The sequence below is a fragment of the Streptomyces sp. NPDC079020 genome, assembly GCF_044542225.1.
Lineage (GTDB): Bacteria > Actinomycetota > Actinomycetes > Streptomycetales > Streptomycetaceae > Streptomyces.
Genome location: NZ_JBITUB010000002.1, coordinates 92000 through 115773, shown reverse-complemented (window position 1 = coordinate 115773; position 23774 = coordinate 92000). Strand labels below are relative to the sequence as shown.

The following is a 23774-nucleotide window of genomic DNA, read 5'->3' as shown; positions in this document are numbered from 1 at the left end:
GGATCCCTAGGGTCTCAGTTGCCGGAGAACGCGGTGTATTCGTCGGCGGAGAGCAGGTCGTCCGGCTCCTCCGCCACCCGTACCTTGAACAGCCAGCCGCCCTCGAACGGAGCGGAGTTCACCAGCGACGGGTCGTCCACGACGTCCTGGTTCGCCGCGACGACCTCACCCGTGATGGGGGAGTACAGATCGCTGACCGACTTGGTCGACTCCAGCTCGCCGCAGGTCTCGCCCGCGGTCACCGTTTCGCCGGCCTCGGGGAGCTGCGCGTAGACGACGTCACCGAGCGCGTTGGCCGCGTACTCGGTGATACCGATCGTGGCCACACCGTCCTCGACGGCCGACAGCCACTCGTGCTCCTTGCTGTACCGCAGCTGCTGGGGGTTGCTCATGACCTGAATTCTCCTGTACGCGGGGGAGTGCTGATGAACGGTGGTCTTACGGTGTGAGACGCGATTACGTCACTTCCGGGACGGCGCGATGCCCGGGATGTCACTTCTCGCGCTTGTAGAACGGCAGCGCGACGACCTCGTACGGCTCGTGCGTGCCGCGGATGTCCACGCCGACACCCTCGGTGCCGGGCGCGGCGAACGCCGCGTCCACGTACGCCATGGCGATCGGCCTGCCCAGGGTGGGCGACGGGGCGCCGGAGGTGACCTCGCCGATCACCTCACCGCCCGCGACGACCTGGAATCCGGCGCGCGGGACCCGGCGGCCCTCGGCGATCAGGCCGACGAGCTTGCGGGGCGGGGCGGTCTCGGCCCGCGCGGCGGCGGCCACGAGGGCCTCGCGCCCGACGAAGTCGCCCTCCTTCTCGAACTTCACGACCCGGCCCAGGCCCGCGTCGAACGGGGTCAGCGCGGTCGTCAGCTCGTGCCCGTACAGCGGCATGCCCGCCTCCAGGCGCAGCGTGTCGCGGCAGGAGAGCCCGCAGGGGATCAGGCCGTGCGCCGCACCGGCCTCGGTGAGTGCCCGCCACAGCTGCTCGGCGTGCTCGGGGGCCACGAACAGCTCGAAGCCGTCCTCGCCGGTGTAGCCGGTACGGGCGATCAGCGCGGGCACCCCGGCGACCGTGCCGGGCAGGCCCGCGTAGTACTTCAGCCCGTCCAGGTCGGCGTCCGTGACGGCCTTCATGATCGCGGGCGACTCCGGACCCTGCACGGCGAGCAGCGCGTACGCGTCACGGTCGTCACGCACCTCGGCGTCGAAACCGGCCACCCGGTCCCGCAGCGCGTCCAGCACGGTCTGCGCGTTGCCCGCGTTGGCGACGACCATGTACTCGGTCTCGCCCAGCCGGTAGACGATCAGGTCGTCCAGGATGCCGCCGTCGCTCCCGACGATCATCGTGTAGCGGGCGCGGCCGGCGCCGACGGTGGCGATGTTGCCCACCAGCGCGTAGCTGAGGAAGGCGGCGGCCTGCGGCCCGGTGACCGTGATCTCACCCATGTGGGACAGATCGAAGAGACCCGCCCGGGTGCGTACGGCGTTGTGCTCGTCGCGCTCGCTCGCGTACCGCAGCGGCATGTCCCAGCCGGCGAAGTCGGTCATGGTGGCGCCCAGCGAACGATGCAGGGCGTCCAGGGCGGTGAGACGGGGGGCGTTGCTCATGGATTCGGCTCCAGGGCATGACGACAGAGGACGATCCCTCCCCATCTGTCATCGGAACCTGAGAGGTTCGCCGAAAGGCCCTGAAGGGGTCAGCCCTCGCCGGGTTCGGCTTGCACCTTGGGTGGAGCCGCCGGGCGGCTCGCTTTTCAGATCTGCCTCATCCACGCGGTACGGGGCCTGAGAGATTCAAGGGAGGAACTTGCTCCTTCGGCGCCCGGCACACACAGTGACCGGAACTCTCCCGCGCGGATTCAAACGGCCGGTATGCAGTTGGCGGGGTCATCATCGCACGCCTTGCGGAAGAGTGGGGCGTCCGGTCTCCCACCGACACGGGCAGCGGGCCTGGTTGTGCCGCATTACCTTTTCTTTACACTTCTTGGGCAGGTGTGGGTGACCCGACAGGGGGAGGGCGATGGACTTGCAGCGGTACGCGACGACCGCGGGGGTCGCGCAGGGCGCGATGCCCGCACAGCCGGGCGCACCCGCCCGGGAAATGCTGGGCACGCACGCGCCGGTGGTGCGTGACCTCCGGGGGCGCGCCGGGCGCAGCCCGCACAGCCTGGACTTCGCGTCCGGCGATCTCGTGGTGGTCTCCGGGCTGCCCGGAAGCGGAAAGTCGACACTGATCCGGCGGGCCGTCACGGACCGCGCCATCGATTCCCAGGACACCCGGGACACCTGGGCCGGGGCCCTGCCCCGCTTACTCCCGTACGCCCTCTACCGCCCGCTGGTCCGGGTGGCCCACTACTACGGGCTGTGGCGGGCGCTCCGCTCCGGCGAGTCCGTCGTGGTGCACGACTGCGGCACCCAGGCCTGGGTGCGCCGCTGGCTGGCCCGGGACGCCCGGCGACGGGTCCGCACCCTCCACCTCGTCCTGCTCGACGTCACGCCCGAGGTGGCGCGGGAAGGGCAGCGCGAGCGCGGCCGGGGCGTCTCCGGTTACGCCTTCGCCCGGCACCGGCGCTCGGTCGGCCGGCTGCTGCACGACACGGAGCGGGGTCTGCTGCCCCCGGGATGTGCCTCGGCGGTGCTGCTGGACCGTGAGGCCGCGGGGGTGCTCGGCCGGATCTCGTTCGCGGACGAGTAGGGCTCGCGGGGCGTACGGGGAGAAGCGGGGCGGGCGTCACGCGCGCGCCCCGTTCGCAGACGCACAGCCACCGGGTGCCCGCCGGGATGTCCGGCCGCCGGACGCCGGACGGGCACACCGCCGGGCAGGCCGCCGGGCGGTCGACCCGGGAGGCTAGGGTTTCCGCCGGAACGCACGGTCGAGAGAGGGACACAGGGGCAGTGGACATTCCGGTACCGGCACAGACACATCCGCGCCAGGGATGGCCGGCCAATGAGCTCGAAGAGGTGCTCGCCGCCTCGATCGGAGTCCCGGAGGCGGGCGGCCGGATCGTCGAGGTGCTCGGCCGCAGCGCGCTCTGGGTGCCGCTGCCCAACGGGGGCAGCCCCGAAAGCCCCGATCTCGACCTGCCGATGATGGAGATCGACGGCGTCGCCCATGTCCCCGTGTTCAGCTCCGAATCGCAGTTTCTCAGCTGCGTCGGTACTCAGATGTCCTTCACCGTGGCGCCTGCCCGGGAATTCGCCCGCGGACTGCCGCCGCAGGTCGGAATAGCCGTGAACCCGGGCGGCGCGGTCGGTGTGCCACTGCCGCCCCCCGCCGTCGCCGAGCTCTGCCGGGCGGGCCGCACACCCCTGGACGGGCCCGCGAGCGGTGCCCGGGTCCGCCTGTTCGAGCCGGACTGGCAGGAGGAACCCGTCGACTTCCTCGCCGCGGTGGCCGGGGAGTTCCAGGAGAGCGGCGTGGTCAGCACCGCCCGCCGGACGCTCGCCAGCATCGAGGGCGGCGACCCCGTCCTCTTCATCGGCGTCGAGTTCGCCGACTGGGACGGCGCGGGACAGAGCGCCCCGATGGACGCGCTGGGCCGGGCGCTGGGCCGGGTCCAGGTGCCGTGGCCCGTCAACCTGGTCCTGCTCGATGTGGCCCAGGACCTCGTCGGCGACTGGATGCGGGAGAAGGTCCGGCCGTTCTACCGGCGTGAGGGGCACTGACCCCACCGCCGGAGAGGGTGCCGGCCGCACCCGGGGCCGGGGTCAACCGCCGTTGCCGGGTGGCGACGTCAACCCGTGGCGTCAAGTCGGTGTCAGTAGCGGCGCATAAGCTGGTTTGATGGCGGGGTCGCTCCCGTGTGCCCGGGAGCGGCGACGCGACACAGCGGATCGATGAGGGGCGGAACACAGGGTGAGTGCAGGCACTGCGGCGGCCGGACAGGTCGAGCACATGCTGCGCCAGGTGACCCCCGGGCGCTACGACGCCTACGAGGCGCTGCTGGCGGCCCTCGCCGATGGCCGGATCTGGATGCTCCTCTGGCACGGCACGGCCGGCTCGCCGGACGCCCAGTACGGGAACATGGAGATCGACGGCATGGGCTACGCCCCGTGCGTGACTTCCGCCCAGGAGCTCTCCGCCAGCGGGTGGAACCGGGCCCACGAGCTCGTCACCGGCCGTGACATCGCCCGCGCCCTGTTCCCCGACCGCTGGGGAATCTGGCTCAACCCGCATGCCCCGGGCGGCGGCGTCGGTATCCCCTGGCTGGATCTGCGCCGCATCGCCACCGGCCTGGACCGGCTGCCCGCCGGGCCCCTGCGGCTCTCCGACCCCGCCGTCGACATCCCCCAGTTCTACGCGCTGCTCACGCAGAACGCCCACCGCACCCCGGCGGTCCGCTCGCTGCGCCGCGCCTGGGTGCATCCCGCCGTCGGTGTTCCGTACCTCGCGATCGGTCTCGATCTCTACGACACGGGCCGCGCCTCCGTCGACTCGGTGCGCGAGATGATGCGGCAGTCGATCGGCGCGGTCCCCGAGGGGCTGCCCGTCTCCACCGTCGCCATGTCCGACGAGTACGACCCGGTCGCGATGTGGCTGCGCGCCAACTCCCGCCCGTTCTACGACCGCGAGGCGCACGCCCCGGGCCCGCCGCCCGCCGCCGTGCCCGGCTACGGATACCCGCCCCAGCCCCGTTGAACTGCGACGAGCGCGACGTCCGGTAAACGGACGTCGAACACCCCTCGATGTCCGGCCTGTTGACTGCCGACGTGAGGATGTCCCGGAACTGGACGGTTTGTTAACTGTCCGGGTCTCGACTAGGTCTCACCGTTATCCGGACTGTTCTCTTGCGGTGGGCACCGTCTGTAGTGTGCGGCCAACAAACCTCACCACAGGGCGAACCAGGGGTGGACCCATGCGAATATTCAAGTCCCGGGCTGTCCGGGCGATCACGGCAGCGGTCGCTGTCGGTCTGATCGCCACGGGCTGTTCCAGCGAGCGGGACGAGGGCGGCTCCAAGGGGGGCGACAAGGACACCTTCGTCTTCGCCGGAGCCGGTGACCCCAGTTCCCTCGACCCGGCGCTCGCGAGCGACGGCGAGACCTTCCGCGTCACCCGTCAGGCCTTCGAGGCGCTCCTGGAGCACGAGCCCGGTGGCAGCAAGCTCGTCGGCGGCCTCGCCGAGAAGTGGTCGAGCGACCCGGCCGGCAAGGTCTGGACGTTCAACCTTCGCCAGGGCGTGAAGTTCCACGACGGCGAGGCGTTCAACGCCGCCGCGGTCTGCGCGAACTACGACCACTGGTTCAACTGGAAGGGCACGTACCAGTCCAGCGCGGTCTCCTACTACTGGCAGACCATCATGGGTGGGTTCGCGAAGAACGAGGACGCCGAGGCGCCCAAGCCCAACTACAAGTCCTGCACCGCCAAGGACGACAACACGGCCGTCATCGAGGTGAACGAGCCCTCGGCGAACCTGCCGGGCGGGTTCTCCCTCCAGGCGCTGGCGATCCACTCGCCGAAGGCGATCAAGGAGTACGAGAAGCAGGACGCGTCCGCCAAGGGCGACGCGATCACGTACCCCAAGTACAGCCAGGAGGCCGGCACGGTCGCCGGCACCGGCCCGTACGAGATCGTGAAGTGGAACAAGGGCAACAAGGAGGTCTCCCTGAAGGCCTTCGACGGCTACTGGGGCAGCAAGGCCAAGGTGAAGAACCTGGTCTTCCGCACCATCTCCACCGAGGAGACCCGCCGCCAGGCGCTCCAGGCGGGTGACATCGACGGCTACGACCTGGTCGCGCCGGCCGATGTGACGACGCTGGAGAAGGAGGGTTACGAGGTCCCGACCCGTGACGTCTTCAACATCTTCTACCTCGGCATGAGCCAGTCGGCGAACCCGGCGCTGAAGAAGCCCGAGGTCCGTCAGGCGATCACGCACGCCATCGACCGCGAGAACCTCGTCAACACCCAGCTGCCCGAGGGCGGCAAGGTCGCGACCCAGTTCATGCCCGACACGGTCGCCGGCTTCTCGGACAAGGTGAAGACGTACCCGTTCGACACCGCCAAGGCGAAGGACCTCCTCAAGCAGGCCGGTGAGGAGAAGCTGAAGATCGACTTCTGCTACCCGACCGAGGTCACCCGCCCGTACATGCCTGCCCCGCAGGACATGTTCGAGCTGATGAAGGCCGACCTGGAGAAGGCCGGCATCACCATCGTCCCGAAGGCCATGAAGTGGGCCCCGGACTACCTGGACGCCACCGAGGCGGGCTCCTGCGCCCTGCACATGCTCGGCTGGACCGGTGACTTCAACGACGGCTACAACTTCATCGGCACCTGGTTCGCCGGGCCCGACAAGCAGTGGGGCTTCAAGGACCAGAAGGTCTTCGACGCCGTGAACGCCGCTTCCAAGGTCGTCGACCCGGCCGCCCGCACCGAGGCCTACAAGAAGGCCAACGAGGCGATCGCGGAGTACGTGCCGGGCGTGCCGGTCTCGTCGTCGCCGCCGGCCATCGCGTTCGCCAAGAACGTCAACCCGCCGAAGGTCTCCCCGCTGACGCAGGAGAACTTCGCCGAGGTCTCCTTCAAGTAATCGCACACCAGCGGGTCCGCCCGGCCACAGCAACCAGGTGGCCGGGCGGACCCGCATAGACGTACGTGAGAAAGGGGCATGCGGGGTGCTGCGACTCGTCGTCAGAAGACTTCTCCAGCTCATTCCCACCCTGCTCGGCCTGTCGGTCCTGCTGTTCCTCTGGCTGAACCGACTGCCCGGCGGACCCGCCTCAGCGATCCTGGGTGAGCGGGCGACCGAAGCCGAAGTAGCGAGAATCAACCGGGCACTCGGGCTCGACGAGCCGGTCCACGTCCAGTACTGGCGGTTCCTGAAGCGCATCTTCGAGCTCGACCTCGGAACCTCCACCCAGACCGGCCAGCCGGTGTGGGACGAATTCACCCTGCGCTTCCCGGCAACCGTGGAGCTCAGCGTCGCCGCGATCCTGATCGCCGTGGTCGTGGGCATCCCGATGGGTTACCTGGCGGCCAAGCACCGCGGTGGCTGGCTGGACGTCGCCTCCGTCTCCGGATCGCTGCTCGGCATCTGCATCCCGGTCTTCTTCCTGGCCATGCTGCTGCGCGGGATCTTCTCCGTGGAGCTGGGCTGGTTCCCGAGCCAGGGCCGGCTCACCACCGGACTCGACGCCACCGACATCACCGGGTTCTCCGTCCTGGACGGGTTGCTGACCGGCGAGTTCGACGCGAGCTGGGACGCGATCATGCACCTGATCCTGCCCGCCGTCGCGCTGGCCTCGATCCCGCTCGCCGTCATCGTCCGGATGACCCGCGCCAGCGTCCTGGAAGTGCTCGGCGAGGACTACATCCGCACCGCCGAGTCCAAGGGCCTGGACAAGCGCGTCGTGCGTGGCCGCCATGTGCTGCGCAACGCCCTGCTGCCCGTGATCACCGCGGTCGGCCTGCTGACCGGCAGCCTGCTGTCCGGTGCGGTGCTCACCGAGTCCGTCTTCGACTTCGGCGGCATCGGATCCTTCATCCGTACCGCGATCGACGGCCGCGACTACCCCGTCCTCGTCGGGTTCATTCTCTTCATCGCGATGGTGTACGTGCTGATCAACCTGCTGGTCGACCTCGCGTACAGCATCATTGACCCGAGAGTGCGGGTGCACTGACGTGACGATCCTGACCAACAAGGCAGACAAGATCGACCGCCTCGCCGAGCTGACCCAGAGCTCCGAGACGGTCGCCGGTACGAGCCTGTGGCGCGAGGCGTTCCGCCGGATGCGCTCCAGCAAGATGGCGATCATCGGCGCGGCGATCATCGCCACGTTCGTCCTCGTCGCCGTCGTCGGGCCGATGCTGGCCCCGCACGGCGCCACCGCGCAGAACTGGCGCAGCGAAGTCTTCCCCAACCAGGGCAAGTTCGTCGGCATGCGCGGCGAGAACTGGTTCGGGCTGGACCACCTGGGCCGGGACATGTTCTCCCGCTGGCTCGTCGGAGCCCGGCAGACGCTGCTCGTCGGTGTGGTCTCCATGCTCATCGGCCTGATCATCGGTGCGCTGGTCGGTGTGCTCTCCGGCGCCGCCGCCACGCTCGGCGGCAAGGCCGGGCAGCGCGTCGACACCGTGATCATGCGCTTCACCGACATCATGCTGTCGCTGCCGTCGCTGCTGCTCGCCGTCTCCATCGCCGCGGTCCTCGGCCAGTCGCTGACCACCGTGATGATCGCCGTGGGCGTCGTCCAGATCCCCATCTTCGCCCGCCTGCTGCGCGGTTCGATGCTGGTCCAGGGCGGCGCGGACTATGTGCTCGCCGCGAAGGCGGTCGGTATCCGGCGCAAGCGGATCGTGCTCACGCAGATCCTGCCGAACTCGCTGAGTCCCGTGATCGTCCAGGCCACCCTGAGTCTGGCCACCGCGATCATCGAGGCCGCGGCCCTGTCCTATCTGGGCCTCGGCAACCCCGACCCGGCCGTCCCCGAGTGGGGCGTGATGCTCTCCCAGGCGCAGCGCTTCTTCGACAACGAGCCGATGATGGCCGCCTATCCGGCCGTCGGGATCATCGTCACCGCTCTCGGCTTCACTCTGCTCGGCGAGGCCATGCGCGAAGCCCTCGACCCGAAGTTGCGAGGCTGAAGTCCCATGTCACTGCTCTCCGTTGAGGAACTCAGCGTCACCTTCACCGCCCGCGGCCGCAAGGACGCCACGGCCGTGGACGGCGTCTCCTTCGAGGTCGACCAGGGTCAGGTCGTGGGCCTGGTCGGCGAGTCGGGCTGCGGCAAGTCCGTCACCTCGCTCGCCCTGATGGGCCTGCTGCCCCGCAAGGGCGTGCGCGTCGGCGGCCGTGCGGAGTTCGACGGCCAGAACCTGCTGACCATGAACGAGCGCAAGCTCCGCGATCTGCGCGGCAGCCAGCTGGCGATGATCTTCCAGGACCCGCTCTCCTCGCTGAACCCGGTCGTCCCCATCGGGATCCAGGTCACAGAGATCCTTCAGCGCCACCGCGGGCTGAAGGGCGAGAAGGCCCGCAAGGAAGCCGCGTCCCTGCTCGACCGGGTCGGGATCCCCGACCCGGACCGGCGGCTCAAGGAGTACCCGCACCAGCTCTCCGGCGGTATGCGCCAGCGGGCGCTGATCGCCATGGCGGTCGCCTGCGCCCCCCGGATGCTGATCGCCGACGAGCCGACGACCGCCCTGGACGTGACCATCCAGGCGCAGATCCTGGAGCTCCTGAAGGAACTGGTCGACCAGGAGGGCACCGCCCTGCTGATGATCACGCACGACCTCGGTGTCGTCGCCGGTCTCTGCGACGAGGTCAACGTCCTGTACGCCGGACGGGCGGTGGAATCGGCGGGCCGCCGCGAGCTGTTCGCCCACCCCACCCACCCGTACGCGCACGGGCTCCTCGGCTCCATCCCGCGGCTGGACGCGCCGCGCGGCGAGCCGCTCAACCCGATCCGCGGGTCCATCAACGACAAGATCGCCTGGGCCGACGGCTGCGCGTTCGCACCCCGGTGCGACCACTACACGATGGAGTGCCTCACCGGCACCCCCGAACTGACCGAACCACGCACGTCCGGACACCAGGTGCGCTGCGTCAACCCGGTCCTGCCCAAGGCGGAGGTCCCGGCATGAGCCTTCTCGAACTGGACGGCGTCAAAGTCCACTTCCCGGTCAGGAAGGGCCTCCTCTTCGACCGTACGGTGGGCCATGTCTACGCGGTCGACGGCGTCTCGCTGAGCGTGGAGGCCGGCCAGACGTACGGGCTGGTGGGCGAGTCGGGCTGCGGCAAGACGACGCTCGGCCGCGCGGTCCTGCGGCTGAACGACATCACCGAGGGCGGGGTCGTCTTCGACGGCACCGACCTGGCGAAGCTGCCCTCCGAGGAGATGCGGGTCTTCCGCCGCCGGCTCCAGATGGTCTTCCAGGACCCGCTGGGCAGCCTCAACCCCCGGCAGAACATCGAGTCCATCCTGGCCGAGGGCATGGCCGCCCACGGCATCGGGAAGGACCGGGCGGAGCGCCGGGAGAAGATCGAGTCCATCCTCGCCAAGGTCGGCCTGCCGTCCAACGCGATGTCCCGCTACCCGCACGAGTTCTCCGGCGGCCAGCGCCAGCGCATCGGCATCGCGCGGGCACTGGTCCTGGAGCCGGACGTGATCATTTGCGACGAGCCGGTGTCCGCGCTGGACGTCTCGGTCCAGGCGCAGGTGATCAACCTGCTGGAGGAACTCCAGGAGTCGCTGGGCCTGACCTACCTGGTCATCGCGCACGACCTCGCCGTGGTCCGGCACATCTCGGACGTCATCGGGGTGATGTACCTCGGCGGGCTCGTCGAGGAGGCCCCGAGCGACGCGCTGTACGCGGGGCCCCGGCACCCGTACACCAAGGCGCTGATGTCGGCGGTCCCGGTGCCCGACCCCGAGGTCGAGGACCGCCGCGAGCGGATTCTGCTCCACGGCGACCTGCCCTCCCCGGCGAACCCGCCGGCCGGCTGCCGGTTCCACACCCGCTGCCCGTGGGTGCAGGACACCAAGTGCGCCACGGAGCGTCCGCCACTGCTGGACACCGGCGACGGGCACAAGGTGGCCTGCCACTTCACGGCGGAGATCGAGGCCGGGACGGTCAGGCAGACCCTGGCCACGGGCATCGAGGCGGTCGTCGGCACGGGAACGGTGGCGGCCGAAGCGGTGGAGACCGCGGAGGGCGACGCACCCGGGACCCCCGCGGAGAAGCCCGCGAAGGTGCCGGGGCAGGCCGACGCGCCTGCCGCCCGGCCGGCGGAGGACAGCCCGAAGGGGTAGTACCGGCACAATTGGCCGGTGCTCAACGAACTGTTCACGCCCTCCGTCCAGCACGCGCTCGACATCGCCGGGATCTTCGTCTTCGCGATCTCGGGCGCGCTGCTCGCCGTACGCAAGAACTTCGATGTCTTCGGCATCGCGGTGCTCGCCGAGGCGACCGCGCTGGGCGGGGGGCTGTTCCGTGACGTGATGATCGGCGCGATCCCGCCGGCCGCCTTCACGGATCTCGGCTATTTCACGACGCCGCTGCTCGCCGCCGTGCTGGTGTTCTTCCTGCACCCCCACGTCGAGCGGATCCAGGTCGGCGTCAACGTCTTCGACGCGGCGGGGCTCGGCCTGTTCTGCGTCAGCGGCACGGTCAAGGCGTACGACTACGGTCTCGGCCTCACCGCGTCGGCGGCGCTCGGCCTGGCCACCGCGGTCGGCGGCGGTGTGCTGCGGGACATGCTGGCCAACGAGGTGCCCTCGCTGCTGCGCTGGGACCGGGACCTGTACGCGGTGCCCGCGATCGTCGGCGCCGTCATGGTCGTGCTGTGCATCCGCTTCGACACCCTCAACGCGTTCACCAGCGGTACGGCGGTGATCACCGCGTTCGTCCTGCGGCTGCTGGCGATGCGTTTCCACTGGCGGGCCCCGCGCGCCTACAACCGGCGTTCGGCCACGGCCGAGGACAGCGGGGCGAGCTGACGGGCAGCCCAAGAAAGCTACCGCTCAGTAATGCGATCGGTGTACGGTGCATGGCATGGCACAGGCAGCAGCGCAGGCGGCGCGGAGCACACAGACCGCGCAGGCGACCATCGGGGACAGCGAGTTCGACCGCGACACCGCTGTCACACTCCGCGGGGAAGGCGTCTACGACGCCGAACTCTCCGCGGGCTGGACCATCATCCGCGCCGTCAATGGCGGCTATCTGCTGGCCCTGCTCGGCCGGGCCCTGGGTGACGCGCTGCCGCACCCGGACCCGTTCTCGGTCTCCGCGCACTACCTCACCGCCTCCGTGCCCGGCCCCGCGGTGATCAGGACCCAGGTCGTCCGGGCGGGCCGCGGCCTCTCCACCGGATCGGCCTCCCTCTTCCAGTTCGCGGACGACGGTACCGAGGTCGAGCGCATCCGGGTCCTCGCCACCTACGGCGATCTGGACGCCCTCTCCGACGAGGTCCGTACGTCGGCCCGGCCACCCGCCATGCCGCCCCGGGAGCACTGCCTCGGCCCGGCCGACGGCCCCGCCCCGATCCCCGGCAGCTCGGCCATCACCGAGCGCCTCGACATGAGGCTCGACCCGGCGACGGTCGGCTGGGCCGTCGGCGCACCGTCCGGCAAGGGCGAGATGCGCGGCTGGTTCGGCCTGGCGGACGGCCGTGACGCGGACCCGCTGTCCCTGCTGCTCACCGTCGACGCGCTGCCGCCGACCTCGTTCGAGCTGGGCCTGAAGGGCTGGACCCCGACCGTCGAGCTCACCGCCCACATCCGCTGCCGCCCGGCCCCGGGCCCGCTGCGGGTCTCCATCACCACGCGCAACCTCGCGGGGGGCTTCCTGGAGGAGGACGCGGAGGTCTGGGACAGCGCGGACCGTCTGGTGGCCCAGTCCCGTCAGCTGGCGAAGGCCTCGCGTGGCTGAGGTGCCGCGCCGGCCCGCTCCGGCGGTGTCAGCGCCCCCGGCGCCCCCCGGCCGTACCCTCCCGGCGCCACCGCCGTACCCGTCCGCGTGACGCGTCCGGGCGTCCCCTCGCGTGCTGTCCGCGCTCTTCGCGAACCGTCCGTGAACCGGGCGCGGACGCCGGGTGTGCGACGCACCGGCGTCCGTCCCGCCGGGGGCTCGTAGAATCGAGCCCACCATGGCCTACCTCGACCACGCAGCGACCACTCCGATGCTTCCGGAGGCGATCGCGGCGATGACCGCCCAGCTCGCCGTCACCGGCAACGCGTCCTCCCTGCACGCCGCCGGGCGCCGGGCCCGCCGCACCGTCGAGGAGTCCAGGGAGACCCTCGCCGACGCCCTCGGCGCACGCCCCAGCGAGGTGGTTCTCACCTCCGGCGGCACCGAGGCCGACAACCTCGCGGTGAAGGGCCTCTACTGGGCCCGCCGCGACGCCGACCCCCGGCGCACGAGGGTCCTCGCGGCCCCCGTCGAGCACCACGCCGTCCTGGACGCCGTCGACTGGCTCGCCGAGCACGAGGGGGCGGCCGTCGAATACCTCCCCGTCGACCGCCACGGGCGGGTGCACCCCGAGGACCTGCGCGAGGCCGTCCTGCGCAACCCGGACGACATCGCGATGATCACGGTGATGTGGGCCAACAACGAGATCGGCACCGTCATGCCGGTACGTGAACTGGCTGCCGTCGCCCGCGAGTTCGGCATCCCCATGCACGCCGACGCGGTACAGGCCTTCGGCCAGCTGGAGGTCGACTTCGCGCGGTCCGGGCTGTCCGCGATGACCGTCAGCGGACACAAGATCGGCGGCCCGTTCGGGATCGGCGCGCTGCTCCTGGGCCGCGAGTACACCCCCGTACCCGTGCTGCACGGCGGCGGGCAGGAGCGTCATGTGCGCTCCGGCACCCTGGACGTGCCCGCCGTCGCCGCGTTCGCCGTCGCCGGCCGGCTCGCGGCCGAGCGGCGCGAGGACTTCGCCCACCGCGTCGGCGCGCTCCGGGACGACCTGATCACCGCCGTGCGCCGGGCCGTACCGGACGCCGTGCTCGGCGGCGACCCGGACCCGGGCGGGCGCCTGCCGGCCAACGCCCACTTCGGCTTCCCCGGCTGCGAGGGCGACTCGCTCCTGCTGCTGCTGGACGCACAGGGCATCGAGTGCTCCACCGGTTCGGCCTGCACCGCAGGGATCGCCCAGCCCAGCCACGTCCTGCTGGCCACCGGCACCGACCCCGACCTGGCCCGGGGCACCTTGCGCTTCTCGCTCGGCCACACCACCACGCGGCAGGATGTCGAGGACCTCGCACGCGCCATCGGCCCGGCGGTGGAGCGCGCCAGGACCGCGGGACTCAGCTGAGGGCCGGGGCCGTTGCGCGGCCCCGCCCGGGATCACGCGCCCGGGATCACGCGCCCGGGATCACGCGCCCGGGATCACGCGGCTCCGGAGCCCGAGGGCTTCGCGGACTTCGCTGGCCCGGCCGTCGCGGCCCGCCGCACCAGCTTCAGATAGCGGTCCCAGTCCCAGTGCGGACCGGGGTCGGTGTGGTCCGTGCCGGGAACCTCCACATGCCCGATGATGTGTTCGCGGTCCAGCGGGATGCCGTACCGCCCGCATATCGCGGCCGTCAGCCGCGCCGACGACTCGTACATCTCCTTCGTGAGGTCCCCGGGGCGGTCCACGAAGCCCTCGTGCTCGATGCCGACGCTGCGTTCGTTGTACGACCTGTTCCCCGCGTGGTACGCCACGTCCAGCTCACGGATCATCTGCGCCACATGGCCGTCCTTGCGCACCACGTAGTGCGAGGCGGCGCCGTGGGCGGGGTCCTGGAAGACCCGGACCGCGCTGGCGAAGCTGCCCTGGGTCACATGGATGACCACACGGTCGATGCCGTAGTCGTCGGGGCGGTCCGCACGCCGCCAGTTCGCCTCGGAGGCCGCGACCCACCGGGCGTCCGCGTAGTCCAGCTCGCCCTGCCTGCGGGGCTTCTCCACGCCGGGCACCCGCCACCAGACGCGCCTGAGCTCGTCGCGGGCGAGCACGACGGCACCCGCCGCCGTCACTCCGCCGCCGATCATGAGGGCGCGCCTGCTGATGCCCGGCGCGGGCCCCTTCCGCGAAGCCCGGCCGTTTCCCTTGGTCCCCATGTGAGCGACAACGCATATCCGCGAGCGTTCGGTTCCCGGCGACCCGTACCCTGGAGAGGCTATGACTCAGACTTCCCAGCGCCCCCTCCGAGTGCTCGCCGCGATGTCGGGCGGTGTGGACTCCGCCGTCGCCGCGGCCCGCGCCGCCGAGGCGGGCCACGACGTGACCGGTGTGCACCTAGCCCTGTCCGCGAACCCGCAGTCCTTCCGTACCGGGGCGCGCGGCTGTTGCACGATCGAGGACTCCCGCGACGCCCGCCGCGCGGCGGACGTCATCGGCATCCCCTTCTACGTCTGGGACCTGGCGGAGCGCTTCCGCGAGGACGTCGTGGAGGACTTCGTCGCGGAGTACGAGGCGGGCCGCACCCCCAACCCGTGCCTGCGCTGCAACGAGAAGATCAAGTTCGCCGCGCTGCTGGACAAGGCGCTCGCGCTCGGCTTCGACGCCGTGTGCACCGGCCACTACGCCACGGTCGTGCTCACCGAGGACGGCAGCCGCGAGCTGCACCGCGCCTCCGACATGGCCAAGGACCAGAGCTACGTCCTCGGCGTCCTGGACGAGAAGCAGCTCGCCCACGCGATGTTCCCGCTCGGCGACACCCTCACCACCAAGGACGAGATCCGGGCCGAGGCCGAGGCCAGGGGCCTCGCCGTGGCCAAGAAGCCCGACAGCCACGACATCTGCTTCATCGCAGACGGCGACACCCAGGGCTTCCTGGCCGACCGTCTCGGCGGCCCGGCCGAGGGCGACATCCTGGACGAGTCCGGCACGAAGCTGGGCACCCACGACGGTGCCTTCGGCTTCACCATCGGCCAGCGCAAGGGCCTGCGGATCGGCCACCCCGCGGCGGACGGCAAGCCGCGCTACGTCCTGGACATCTCCCCGGTGAACAACACCGTCACCGTCGGCCCGGTGGAGGCCCTGGACGTCACGGCACTGACCGCCATCAAGCCCCGCTGGTGCGGCACGCCCCCGGTGGGCCCCGGCACCTACACCGTCCAGCTCCGCGCCCACGGCGGCGAGACCGAGGCCGGCGCCGAGCTCGTGGACGGCACACTGCACGTCACCTTCACCGAGCCGGTACGGGGCGTGGCCCCCGGCCAGGCGGTCGTGCTGTACGACGGCACCCGGGTGGTCGGCTCGGCCACGATTGCGACGACGGCGAGGCGCGAGCGGGTGTCCTCGCCCTCCTGAGCGGCCGGCGGCTACGCCCGGCAGGCGTACACGTCCTTGGCGAAGAAGGCCGCCAGCACCGGGGCGATGACCGGGGGTGCCACCTCGCGCGTCTGGCCCGTCAGGGTGCGGTGGCGGGCGCGGGGCAGCGCGTCCGCGAGGCTGCGGGCCGTGTCGCGGGCCTGGAGGGGGCTGAAGCCGCCGACGACGACCATCGTGCGTGCGGTGACACCTACGGCTTCGAGCTCTCGGACGACCGCGTCGAGGCGGAGTGGCTGCACGCCTACCCCAAGGGGACGCGCGAGAGCTGGTTCCCCGCAGCAGCGACCAACGACAGCTGTTCACCCATGCAGTGCATTCTGGCACCCGCCACCGACAACGCCGGTGCCCTCCGCGCACGTTGAAGCGGGCCACGCCCCCGGCCGAGACCTCAGCTGCAGTTACACTCTGTCGCCAGAGGAACACGGGGATGGGAGTCACAATGTTGGTCGAATTACTCGCGGGAGCTGTGTTCGGGTTCCTCGGCGGGCTGATGACAGCCTGGCGCATCGCAGCCAAGGGGGCCGTACTGGCATGGCTGGACGACCTCCGCGACATCGTCAAGGTACGCAAGACCGACCGCCGCAAGAAGCAGGCAGTCCGCCACACGAAGCTTGACCAACAACTGGTGGCAGATGCCTTGGCCAAGGAGGCAGAGCGAAAGAGGGTCCGCCGGGCGCACTCCGAGCTCAAGAAGGCCCTGCCCGTCGTGAACGAGGCCGTACGCACCTACACGGATAGCACCTTGGTCGACATGAAGGTGTTCATAAGCCAAACATTCCCGCGCGAGACGTCCGGAGCCGAAGCATCCGCCGAACTTGCGAAGTTTGAGCACCATCTCGTTGTGATCGAACAGTTGAGACAGCAGGTCGAATCTCTCTCCGGCCTGGGCGTCGACCTCGCCTGCCCGGTGAAAGATTGGAGCCGGGCGGACTTTACCCACCTCAGCGTCCTGGCAGGCAAGATCGACAAGGTAACCAAGGATTACGCCCTCAAGCTGTAGCGCTCCCCACCGTCAACGCCTGGTCACTCGACCCGGACAACCATCGCGAACGACGTACGCAGCCGCCGGAACGACTTGTGACCGCTCCGCCCGGTGTGACCCATGCACTCGACGTCGACCGGCTCCGCATCGGTCGAGGGCGTCGCCTGCCAGTCACACCACAAACACTCTGCCTCGAACGTGACTTCGGTGTCCGGGTGTTCAGTGATGCGGTGCAGGACGTACCGGTACGCGGCCCGAACCACCCCGGTCACGTGTGCCGGCCCGAACGGTGACGTCCGATCTCCACGTTGGCGTCGGTCACCTTCGACCAGTTGCCGACCCTCGCCGCTTCGGTTCGCTCACCGGCCAGCGCGCCACACACGTCACAGTTCCGGTCAGGTTTCGGCGGCTCGGGGGAGTCCACCAGGTACACCGGGGCCGCCATCGTCGTCTTCGCGTCGTCCATGGAACGCGACGCTAGAGAGCACGACCTGGGTACACCATCCAATGTTCTCGAATGTTCGCGCACACCAGCGGAATGTTCGCGCATGGTCCCACGTGGCGTCAGGAATCCTGTACTGGCGAAGAGGGGTACCGGCAATGATGTGCCGTACAGGCAGGAGCACGTGGACTGGAAGGACGTGGGGACAGTGGCGCGGAACCTCCGCTTCAACGGCACAGGCTCAGGTGGGGGCGGATGCCCTGCCGTACATGAGGACTTGGACAGCGGCGAGGTGATCGTTCACGGCACGCCCCTCACCGACCCCGAAGATGTCGCCCAGCTCCAGCACCTCAACACCGGAGAGGTACCGATCGTGGTGCCCCGGGAACTGCTGGTGGACTTCGCCCCGAAGACCCGGAGGCCGCGCATCATCGACCTGGACGCGTTCGGGAGACTGTTCGAGACGTTCGAGCACACGGCTTGGCGGCTGGAGACGCGCCGCCGGTTCGCGTCCGATGAAGCCACTGAGACGTACGCCCAGTTCGCTGCGGGGCAACCCGTTGAGTGGGACTACAACGACGGGTGGTGCCAGAACGTCCGGACACAGACGGGGCACGGCAAGCGGTTCGAGCGGGTCCGGGTCGTCGACGCTCCGCCGACTCCAGGGCAGCTGTACCTGCTCGACAACGCGAAGCGCAACTGCGCCGCCGGGGAGGACATCCGGAACCTCTGGCGCACCGATGCCGACCGGCTGCGCCTTCCCGCCGAAGACTTCTGGATCTTCGACTCACGGCTCGTGGCACTCCTCAACTTCGACGACGCCGACGACCTCGTCGATGTCGAGCTGATCACCGAGCCGGCTGAAGTGAACCGCTACGCCCAGGCCCGGGACGCGGCATGGCATCACGCGATCCGGTACGACGCCTTCGCAGCGGCTCTCTGACCGCCCTGCGCGGCAGTTAGCGTGGACCGGTGAGCACAGACTTTCAGAAGGCACGGGACGCCCTCGGGATACGTCTCCGGGAGCTTCGCACCACGGGCCCCCGGGGTCGGCTCACCGGTCCGCAACTGGGCGAACAGCTCGGCTGGCCCCACTCCAAGATCTACAAGCTGGAGAACGGGCGGCAGACCGCGAATGCCGAAGACCTCCGAGCGTGGGCGGAAGCCACCGGACGGCCTGACGCCGCTCCCGAACTCCTCTCCCGACTCAAAGGGCTTGAGTCCCACGTCCGTTCATGGCGGCGCCAACTCGCCACGGGACACCGGCCGGTTCAGGACGCGATCACCGCCGAGCACGCCCGAACCACCACCCTGTACATCTGGGAGAACGCTCTCATTCCAGGGATGGTCCAAACCCCCGACTACGCCCGCGCGGTGTTCACCCGGCACGCCCGGCTGATGCGTTCTCCCAGGGACACCGAAGAGGCTGTACGGGCCCGGGTTCGGCGTCAGGAAGCGTTGTACGACTCCGGGAAGCGACATCGGATCATCATGTGGGAAGGGGCGCTGCGCGCCCTCGTGTGCTCTCCTGCGGTGCTGGCCGCCCAGCTCGACCGGCTGTCCGGCCTCATGGGGCTCGACACGGTGGAGATGGGAATCGTCCCGTTCGCCGCGCCGCTGAAGATCCACCCGGCGAATGGATTCTGGATCTACGACGACAGGCTGGTCATCGCCGAGGACTGGCACGCGGAACTCTGGATCGACGACACCGACAGCATCGCCGTCTATCGGCGCACATGGAATCTGCTCCGTGAATCTGCCGTCTTCGGTGTTGATGCCCAGCGGATCATCACGGCAGCCGCTCGTCCCCGCTAGCTGAGGCCGGGCTTCTGAGCCTTCACCCTGAGCACAAGCGCGCGCAGCGCGGCCCGGTTGGTCCGCATGACGACCGCCGGGTTCTCGCTCTCGCGGATCGCGATGCTGTCCGCGCCTGCTGCGGCTACCTCGACGCAGTTGTTCCCTCCTGCGTCGGAGAACGATGATTTCACCCAGTGCAGGCCGGACACGTGAGGCACCTCTTACAGCTCCCTGACGACGGAGTGGATGAAATCTCTGGACTTGGTGGGAGTCAACGCCACCTTCTCGACCAAGTCCAGTCGCGTGCGGAAGTTGGCCAGTTGTGTGGGGGAGTCGATGAACACCGCGCCGGTCGGTGAGTCCATCTGCACCGTGTCCAGATGGTGATTGGGCGCCTCCGCGTACAAGACCGAAGAGTCGCCGAGGAGTGGGAACCCGCCGACCGCGAACGGGATGACCTGGAGCGTGACGTTGGCGCGCTCACTTGTGTCCAAGAGGTGCATGAGCTGGATGCGAGCAGCGTCGCGACCTCCGAGTTGCATCCTGATCGCGGCTTCATGGATCACGCCGGTGTACGGGGTTGGGTGGTCCTCCATGATCACGGATTGGCGGGCCAAGCGGTGTGCCACCCGCAGTTCGACTTCGAGTCGTGGCAGAGCCGGCAGGAAGAGCTGGAAGACGGCACGTGCGTGGTCTTCCGTGTGGAACAGACCAGGCAGGTGCGCTGTCTGGACTGTGCGCAGGCGTACGGCGTAGCGCTCCAGCGCTGACACATCCAGAAAGCCTGGCGGGATCTTGCCTCGGTATTCCTCCCACCAGCCCGTCCTGCGACCGCCGGTCAGCCCTGCCAACGCGTCGAGCAGGTCCGGATCACCGCATTCATAGATGCTGCCCAGGCGCCGTAGGCGCTCTTCGCTGATGCCGAACCGCCCAGCTTCCACGTTGGAGATGACTGTTCGGTCAGTGCCCAACAGGCCAGCGGCTTCCGGGGCCGTCATGCCTGCCGCCTCGCGGAGCCGCCGCAACTCGGTACCGAATCGGCGCTGGAGGATGGTGGGGGTATGCCGTGGTGCCATGTTTCCTCTCCTGGGTTCGCGCACAGTGTGTCCAGCTGGAGTCTCCCCGGCCCGGCGAATCCGAAGAGTTAACTCTTCGGAGTGACTTGGTAGCACGGTTATGAATCTGCCCCCTACTCTGTGATGAGCGCCACTCGCTCATCGTTACGGCGGAGTGCACCGGTCCACGCTGCCCACCCAGGAAGGCGGGCCCCGGACCGGCGTTGCCACCGTCCACCAGCGGCAACCACCCGTGGCGCACGTCCACTCGCCCCCACTCGCACGCACCCAGGAGGTGCCCGTGAGGACTGAACCAACTCCCTCCACCCCGTACATCCCCCACCCCGCCCCCATTCCGTTCGCCGCGCCCTGGAAGTACGAACTCGCCTTCCCCTGCGACCCACGCAGCCCCCGCATCGCCCGCACCGCCCTCCGTGCCATCCTCGGTGCCCACGAGTTGACCGAACTCAGTTACCGCGCCGAACTGTTGACGTCCGAGCTGACCACCAACTCCGTCCGGCACACCAAGGGCCCCGCTGCCGTACGGCTCCAGTGGCGGCACCCCGTACTGCGGATCAGCGTGTGGGACATGGGCCCGGACCTGCCCAAGCCGTACGTCACACCCGCCGATCCCCACGCGGAGGCCGGACGTGGCATGGCCATCCTTGAACTCGTCGCCGACCGCTGGGGCGGGTGCGCCATAGGAGAAGGGGAGTACGGGCCGGGCGGCAAGACCGTCTGGTTCGAGCTCGCACTCGGCGCCTGACCGGCCCTCGTGGTCAGCGCCTGGTCGAGTCGCCGCCCACCGGCAAGAGGCGAGCGGTGGGCCGCTCTGGATGCCGCAGTGAGCGGGTCATTGGGTACGCGGGCGTCGTGGCGCCCGCACCCGTCGCGGCATGGCGAGGCATTCCGCCGACAAGTGCGTCGGGTGCTGCCGACGCCGATCAGCGAGAGCGGCTGTTTGCCGACGCCGAGCACAGCTGTGGCGCGGTGCCTCCGGTGATCCCGGTGGCGTTTCCGCTTCTCCCGTACAGCCGAGGCTGTTCCTGATCACACGCGTCGTGATTCAGGACGCCCTACGGGCTACGCCGCCCGGCCGGCGTACACATCCTTGGCGAAGAAGGCCGCCAGTACCGGGGCGATCACCTGGGGTGCCACCTCGCGCGTCTGGCCCGTCAGGGTGCGGTGGCGGGCGCGTGGCAGTGCGTCCGCGAGGCTGCGGGCCGTGTCGCGGGCCTGGAGAGGGCTGAAGCCGCCGACGACGACCATCGTGCGTGCGGTGACGGACGCCAGCCGCTCGGCCGGGAGCGCGCCGTTGCCCAGGATGGCGTCGTCGTACGCGAGGGTGTGCGCCAGCGACTCCAGGCCGGGCCACATCGGTGCCCGCCGCATCCGGGCGATCATCCCGGCCGTGACGCCGGTGGTGGACAGGTGCAGCTCCACGGCGCCGCCGAGATCCCCGGCGGACAGTAACCGGTGCAGCCGGTCCGTGTGGCGGGCCTTGTGCACCAGGCCGGAAGGGCCCGGGGTGTACGGGGGTTCGTAGACCGCGAGCAGATCCACCGGCAGCCCCGCCGCCTGCGCCTCCAGGGCCAGGGCCCCGCCGGACAGCATGCCGAAGACCGAGACCCGCTCGCCCACCGCGCCCGCGACCGCGGCCAGGTCCTCGATCTCCCGCCGCACCGCGTACCGCCCGCCGTCACCGCTGGCGCCCCGGCCCCGGCGGTCGTACGTGACGACGGTGAAGTGCGGTGCCAGCAGGGCCGCGAGGGGCGCCTCGGTCGCCGCCGTGCTCAGCGCCCCGCCCACCAGGACCACGGGGGGACCGTCGCCCTGGCGGCGGTAGGCGAGCGGGGTGCCGTCGGCGGAGAGAGTCTTGTCCATGTGACGGCTGACTCCGGCGGCCGCGAGAACTCATCGCCGCCGCCGGAGAATTTCCGTGGGAAGTTTCCCAGGGGCGCCCCGGCGCACGGTTTCTGACACTCTGTCGGCCGCGTTCGCGGGCCGGCCGCCGCTCGCCGCACCGGGTCCCCGGCGGCCGTCCCGGGCTGTTACCCGGCCACCGGCTCGGTCGCGTAGAAGCAGAAGTGGTCCTTGATCGCCGCGACTTCGGGCTTCGGGTCGGGATAGGCCCAGACGAGATCGGCGGCACCCGGCACCGACCAGTAGGAGGCGTCGCCCTTGAACGGGCAGTGGGTGCTGGTGTCCGACGCCGTGAGCAGCTCGGTGCGGACGTCCTGGGGCGGCAGGTAGTAGCGGACCGGACAGCCCGTCTCGCGCAGCACGAGCGGGTGGCGGCTCTCGGCCAGCACCTGACCGTCGTGCACCGCCCGGACGTGCTCGGTGGCCGGCTCGACGGTGATGCGGTGTCCTGGAGTGGAAGTCATGTCTGTTGCAGCGGTCCGGTGGCCCGAATTCTTCCCCGGGCCCGGGGGCTGTCGGCGGCGGACCGTACGGTGGCTCCATGAACATCTGCGTCTTTCTCTCCGCCGCCGACCTCGACGACTGCTACACCGAGCCCGCCCGGGAGTTCGCCGAGCTGCTCGGCAGGGGCGGCCACACGCTGGTCTGGGGCGGTTCGGAGAGCGGGCTGATGAAGGTCGTCGCCGACGGGGTCCAGGAGGCGGGCGGGCGGCTCGTCGGGGTGTCGGTGGACTTCCTGGCCGACCGGGCCCGGACGAACGCCGACGAGATGGTGATCGCCCGCGATCTGGCCGAGCGCAAGGCGCTGCTCCTGGAGAAGGCGGACGCGGTCGTGATCATGGTCGGGGGGACCGGGACGCTCGACGAGGCCACCGAGATCCTGGAGCTCAAGAAGCACGGCAAGCACGCCAAGCCGGTCGTCCTGCTGAACACGGCGGGCTTCTACGACGGTCTGCGCCAGCAGTTCCAGCGCATGGAGGACGAGGGGTTCCTGCCGCTGCCCCTCACCGACCTGGTCTTCTTCGCCAAGGACGGTGTCGGCGCACTCGCCCACCTGGAGGAGTCCGCCGGGCGGCGGTGACCGGGCCGCCCCGCCCCGCCGGGGCCGGTGATGGGAGGATCGCCCCATGTCTACCCACCTCATCACCGGTGCCGGTTCCGGCATCGGAGCAGCCGTCGCCCGCCGTCTCCTGGAGCGCGGTGACGAGATCGTCCTGCTGGCCCGGGACGCGGGCCGGGCCAAGGAGCTCGCCGCCCTGTACCCCGGTGCCCGTACGCTCGTCGGGGATCTCGGCAACCCGGACCGGCTCTCCTGGGCGTTCGGCCAGCAGTCGGTGCCCGAGCGGATCGACACGCTGCTGCACATCGCGGGAGTCGTGGAACTCGGGCGTGTGGGTGAGCTCACCCCCAAGGCCTGGCACTTCCAGCTCAACGCCAATCTCGTCGCCCCCGCCGAGATCACCCGCCTCCTGCTGCCGCAACTGCGCGTCGCCCAGGGGCATGTGGTCTTCGTGAACTCGGGCGCCGGGCTCCAGGCGCACGCCGAGTGGGGCGCGTACGCCGCGAGCAAGCACGGCCTGAAGGCCCTCGCCGACTCGCTGCGCCACGAGGAGCACGGCAATGGGGTCCGGGTCACCTCCGTCTACCCCGGGCGCACCGCCGGCCCCATGCAGGCCAAGGTCCACCAGCAGGAGGGCAAGGAGTACGACGCCGCCCGGTGGATCGACCCGGAGTCCGTGGCGACCACGATCCTGATGGCGCTCGACCTCCCGCGCGACGCCGAGGTCAACGACCTCACCGTCCGCCCCGGACGCTGA

At 70.1% G+C, this 23774-nt stretch carries 26 protein-coding genes, 1 pseudogene and 1 riboswitch; of the genes and pseudogenes, 18 read left to right on the top strand and 9 right to left on the bottom strand.

Going from position 1 to position 23774, the window contains the following annotated elements; genetic code table 11:
• Positions 1–14: 14 nt before the first annotated feature.
• Both gcvH and gcvT read right to left on the bottom strand, forming a co-directional pair.
• Entirely contained in the window at positions 15–392 is a 378-nt protein-coding gene (gene gcvH / locus ACIGJO_RS04530; protein WP_399952002.1) for a glycine cleavage system protein GcvH, read from the bottom strand.
• A gap of 100 nt (positions 393–492) precedes the next feature.
• Positions 493–1608: a glycine cleavage system aminomethyltransferase GcvT gene (gene gcvT, locus ACIGJO_RS04525; RefSeq protein ID WP_351863765.1), complete on the bottom strand. Its 1116-nt coding sequence runs from the start codon at positions 1606–1608 to the stop codon at positions 493–495.
• A gap of 156 nt (positions 1609–1764) precedes the next feature.
• A riboswitch (glycine riboswitch) is annotated at positions 1765–1862 on the bottom strand.
• Positions 1863–2020: 158 nt separating this feature from the next.
• Between gcvT and ACIGJO_RS04520 the strand changes: the two genes are divergently transcribed.
• The 11 genes from ACIGJO_RS04520 to ACIGJO_RS04470 all read left to right on the top strand — a co-directional run bounded on the left by ACIGJO_RS04520 (position 2021) and on the right by ACIGJO_RS04470 (position 13754).
• The gene (locus tag ACIGJO_RS04520; protein ID WP_399951998.1) at positions 2021–2695 is read left to right on the top strand and encodes an AAA family ATPase; all 675 of its coding nucleotides are present in this window, start codon (positions 2021–2023) and stop codon (positions 2693–2695) included.
• 200 nt (positions 2696–2895) lie between these two features.
• Entirely contained in the window at positions 2896–3666 is a 771-nt protein-coding gene (locus ACIGJO_RS04515) for an enhanced serine sensitivity protein SseB (RefSeq protein ID WP_399951995.1), read from the top strand.
• A gap of 229 nt (positions 3667–3895) precedes the next feature.
• Complete coding sequence (locus tag ACIGJO_RS04510; protein WP_399953188.1) at positions 3896–4639, top strand: enhanced serine sensitivity protein SseB C-terminal domain-containing protein; 744 nt, start codon at positions 3896–3898, stop codon at positions 4637–4639.
• A gap of 217 nt (positions 4640–4856) precedes the next feature.
• Complete coding sequence (locus tag ACIGJO_RS04505; protein WP_399951992.1) at positions 4857–6527, top strand: ABC transporter substrate-binding protein; 1671 nt, start codon at positions 4857–4859, stop codon at positions 6525–6527.
• 85 nt (positions 6528–6612) lie between these two features.
• Complete coding sequence (locus tag ACIGJO_RS04500) at positions 6613–7617, top strand: ABC transporter permease (protein ID WP_266924064.1); 1005 nt, start codon at positions 6613–6615, stop codon at positions 7615–7617.
• A gap of 1 nt (position 7618) precedes the next feature.
• Entirely contained in the window at positions 7619–8581 is a 963-nt protein-coding gene (locus ACIGJO_RS04495) for an ABC transporter permease (RefSeq protein WP_399951988.1), read from the top strand.
• Positions 8582–8587: 6 nt separating this feature from the next.
• On the top strand, positions 8588–9580 hold the full coding sequence (locus tag ACIGJO_RS04490; RefSeq protein WP_399951986.1) for an ABC transporter ATP-binding protein: 993 nt from the start codon (positions 8588–8590) through the stop codon (positions 9578–9580).
• Positions 9577–10749 carry an ABC transporter ATP-binding protein gene (locus ACIGJO_RS04485; protein ID WP_399951984.1) on the top strand — a complete coding sequence of 391 codons (1173 nt, stop codon included), beginning with the start codon at positions 9577–9579 and terminating at the stop codon, positions 10747–10749. The genes ACIGJO_RS04490 and ACIGJO_RS04485 overlap by 4 nt, the downstream gene beginning before the upstream one ends.
• An 18-nt stretch (positions 10750–10767) precedes the next feature.
• Positions 10768–11436: a trimeric intracellular cation channel family protein gene (locus tag ACIGJO_RS04480; RefSeq protein ID WP_399951982.1), complete on the top strand. Its 669-nt coding sequence runs from the start codon at positions 10768–10770 to the stop codon at positions 11434–11436.
• A gap of 55 nt (positions 11437–11491) precedes the next feature.
• Positions 11492–12367 (top strand): thioesterase family protein, encoded by an 876-nt coding sequence (locus ACIGJO_RS04475; protein WP_399951979.1) that lies wholly within the window; start codon positions 11492–11494, stop codon positions 12365–12367.
• 217 nt (positions 12368–12584) lie between these two features.
• Complete coding sequence (locus ACIGJO_RS04470; RefSeq protein ID WP_399951976.1) at positions 12585–13754, top strand: cysteine desulfurase family protein; 1170 nt, start codon at positions 12585–12587, stop codon at positions 13752–13754.
• Between the two features lie 74 nt (positions 13755–13828).
• Here ACIGJO_RS04470 and ACIGJO_RS04465 read toward each other — a convergent pair whose 3' ends face one another.
• The gene (locus ACIGJO_RS04465; protein ID WP_399951973.1) at positions 13829–14542 is read right to left on the bottom strand and encodes an N-acetylmuramoyl-L-alanine amidase; all 714 of its coding nucleotides are present in this window, start codon (positions 14540–14542) and stop codon (positions 13829–13831) included.
• A 61-nt stretch (positions 14543–14603) separates the two neighbouring features.
• Here ACIGJO_RS04465 and mnmA point away from each other — a divergent pair, with 61 nt between their 5' ends.
• Complete coding sequence (mnmA, locus tag ACIGJO_RS04460) at positions 14604–15737, top strand: tRNA 2-thiouridine(34) synthase MnmA (protein WP_399951970.1); 1134 nt, start codon at positions 14604–14606, stop codon at positions 15735–15737.
• Between the two features lie 11 nt (positions 15738–15748).
• Here mnmA and ACIGJO_RS04455 read toward each other — a convergent pair.
• Positions 15749–15946, bottom strand: a pseudogene (locus ACIGJO_RS04455) (alpha/beta hydrolase); the annotation flags it as partial.
• Between the two features lie 251 nt (positions 15947–16197).
• Here ACIGJO_RS04455 and ACIGJO_RS04450 point away from each other — a divergent pair.
• Positions 16198–16758 carry a hypothetical protein gene (locus ACIGJO_RS04450; protein WP_399951968.1) on the top strand — a complete coding sequence of 187 codons (561 nt, stop codon included), beginning with the start codon at positions 16198–16200 and terminating at the stop codon, positions 16756–16758.
• Positions 16759–17008: 250 nt separating this feature from the next.
• Here the strand turns inward: ACIGJO_RS04450 and ACIGJO_RS04445 are convergent, their stop codons facing one another.
• Positions 17009–17206: a hypothetical protein gene (locus ACIGJO_RS04445; protein WP_399951965.1), complete on the bottom strand. Its 198-nt coding sequence runs from the start codon at positions 17204–17206 to the stop codon at positions 17009–17011.
• A gap of 184 nt (positions 17207–17390) precedes the next feature.
• On the opposite strand from ACIGJO_RS04445, the gene ACIGJO_RS04440 reads away from it, so the two are divergent.
• Both ACIGJO_RS04440 and ACIGJO_RS04435 read left to right on the top strand, forming a co-directional pair.
• Positions 17391–18125: a DUF6879 family protein gene (locus ACIGJO_RS04440; RefSeq protein ID WP_399953185.1), complete on the top strand. Its 735-nt coding sequence runs from the start codon at positions 17391–17393 to the stop codon at positions 18123–18125.
• Between the two features lie 29 nt (positions 18126–18154).
• Positions 18155–18997: a helix-turn-helix domain-containing protein gene (locus tag ACIGJO_RS04435; RefSeq protein ID WP_399951962.1), complete on the top strand. Its 843-nt coding sequence runs from the start codon at positions 18155–18157 to the stop codon at positions 18995–18997.
• Here ACIGJO_RS04435 and ACIGJO_RS04430 read toward each other — a convergent pair.
• Both ACIGJO_RS04430 and ACIGJO_RS04425 read right to left on the bottom strand, forming a co-directional pair.
• A complete protein-coding gene (locus ACIGJO_RS04430) occupies positions 18994–19197 on the bottom strand; it encodes a DUF397 domain-containing protein (RefSeq protein WP_399951959.1) in 204 nt (67 codons plus the stop codon). The two genes, ACIGJO_RS04435 and ACIGJO_RS04430, sit on opposite strands and share 4 nt — an antisense overlap.
• A 3-nt stretch (positions 19198–19200) precedes the next feature.
• Positions 19201–20055, bottom strand: a complete 855-nt coding sequence (locus tag ACIGJO_RS04425; RefSeq protein WP_399951956.1) for a helix-turn-helix domain-containing protein — start codon at positions 20053–20055, stop codon at positions 19201–19203.
• A gap of 280 nt (positions 20056–20335) precedes the next feature.
• Here ACIGJO_RS04425 and ACIGJO_RS04420 point away from each other — a divergent pair, with 280 nt between their 5' ends.
• A complete protein-coding gene (locus ACIGJO_RS04420; RefSeq protein WP_399951953.1) occupies positions 20336–20800 on the top strand; it encodes an ATP-binding protein in 465 nt (154 codons plus the stop codon).
• 317 nt (positions 20801–21117) lie between these two features.
• On the opposite strand, the gene ACIGJO_RS04415 is transcribed toward ACIGJO_RS04420, so the two are convergent.
• Together ACIGJO_RS04415 and ACIGJO_RS04410 are read right to left on the bottom strand one after the other, a co-directional pair.
• On the bottom strand, positions 21118–21918 hold the full coding sequence (locus ACIGJO_RS04415; RefSeq protein WP_399951950.1) for an alpha/beta fold hydrolase: 801 nt from the start codon (positions 21916–21918) through the stop codon (positions 21118–21120).
• A gap of 167 nt (positions 21919–22085) precedes the next feature.
• A complete protein-coding gene (locus ACIGJO_RS04410) occupies positions 22086–22421 on the bottom strand; it encodes a DUF427 domain-containing protein (protein WP_399951947.1) in 336 nt (111 codons plus the stop codon).
• 77 nt (positions 22422–22498) lie between these two features.
• Here ACIGJO_RS04410 and ACIGJO_RS04405 point away from each other — a divergent pair, with 77 nt between their 5' ends.
• Both ACIGJO_RS04405 and ACIGJO_RS04400 read left to right on the top strand, forming a co-directional pair.
• Positions 22499–23038: a TIGR00730 family Rossman fold protein gene (locus tag ACIGJO_RS04405; RefSeq protein WP_399951945.1), complete on the top strand. Its 540-nt coding sequence runs from the start codon at positions 22499–22501 to the stop codon at positions 23036–23038.
• Positions 23039–23084: 46 nt separating this feature from the next.
• Entirely contained in the window at positions 23085–23774 is a 690-nt protein-coding gene (locus tag ACIGJO_RS04400; RefSeq protein ID WP_399951942.1) for an SDR family oxidoreductase, read from the top strand.